Consider the following 1,200-nt stretch of genomic DNA (forward strand, 5'->3'; position numbering starts at 1 on the left):
GCCGTTCAAGGCTGCGCTGCACAAGGGTCAGGAGAAGGTTCGCGATGAGGGTTACCCAGATCTGGGTCTTGATGGCGTTCTCGCTTACCCCATAGAAGTAGCGCAGGGGAAAGTTCTGCTTAAGTTGCTTGAAAAGCGATTCGATCTGCCAGCGCCTTTGATAGATGGCGATAACTTCATCCACGCCGAGGTCGTGGCTGTTTGTCAGCAGCTGGACCTCCTGCTCCTTGCTCCCTCTCCTCGAAGTCTTGGTCTCGGCGTACGAGATAATCCGGGCCCTATGCGTTGCAGCGCCCTTGTGGAACACGACGTCTCTGACCGACCTGTTCCGGTACCTGCTATCGTCGAGCAGGACGCTCTCCGAGATCGTCTCGTAGGTCAGGTTTCTTTTCATCTTGGTCACGTAGGTAACGCCATGCTGCGTCAGATCCTCCAGCTTTTCATAGTCGATGTAGGCGCGGTCCATGGCGAGCACGTCGCCGTCGTCAAAGTCGCATGGCTTGAGCATGAAGCTGTCGTGGGTGGCCGCGGAAGTAAACTTGATGTCGCCGGGAACCCCCTCGTTCGCGCTGATGACTGTATGGACCTTTATGCCGCCTTTCTTCTTTCCAATTTTCGGGTCCCTGCCGACACCCCTGAAAACCAGGTTGGAGAACAGCGTCACCGTTGTGGAATCGATGATTTTGAGCCGTCCCAGCCATCCGGGCAGCCCGTTGAGGCGGCTGTCCGGTAAAAGTCGGCTTCTGTGCGCCCTTAGCAGGCTGAAATAGGTGTCCCCGAAGATGGACTCGCTTCTCTTCGCGTTGGCGTCCCCCAGCGTACTCCGCTTGGGCACGCAGCTCATCTGCAGGTGCGGCATTCTGCTCACGAATGTCAGCGCAGACGCCTCTATCTCCCGCAGGGAATCAAACCGCATCACGACCGCATAGAGCATCGAAAGCAGGTGAGTCCATGCGTCAAAGGACTTTCTGTAGCGTTCTCCGCCGGATTCCGTGCTGATTCTGAGGATTTCGTCCCTGTCGAGATACTTGCAGAGTTGCGCGAAGACCGGCTGTCCGGTAAAAAATGTACTTTTGGCCATAGCGTTTTGTTTCCCTTTGTTTTGTGGTAATTACAAGGTAAAAACAAAACGGGCAGGTTCTTCGTCTGAGGAGCCTGCCATTTTTATTTTTGGCTATATTTTTTACCGGACACTAATAA

The 1,200-nt window shown here is 54.5% G+C and carries 1 protein-coding gene; it reads right to left on the reverse strand.

Annotated elements, in window-relative coordinates:
* On the reverse strand, window positions 1-1,081 hold a 1,081-nt coding region (locus B0H50_RS13055; protein ID WP_109587933.1), incomplete at its 3' end, for an IS4 family transposase.
* Window positions 1,082-1,200: the final 119 nt, after the last annotated feature.

This window comes from Hallerella porci (assembly GCF_003148885.1).
Lineage (GTDB): Bacteria > Fibrobacterota > Fibrobacteria > Fibrobacterales > Fibrobacteraceae > Hallerella > Hallerella porci.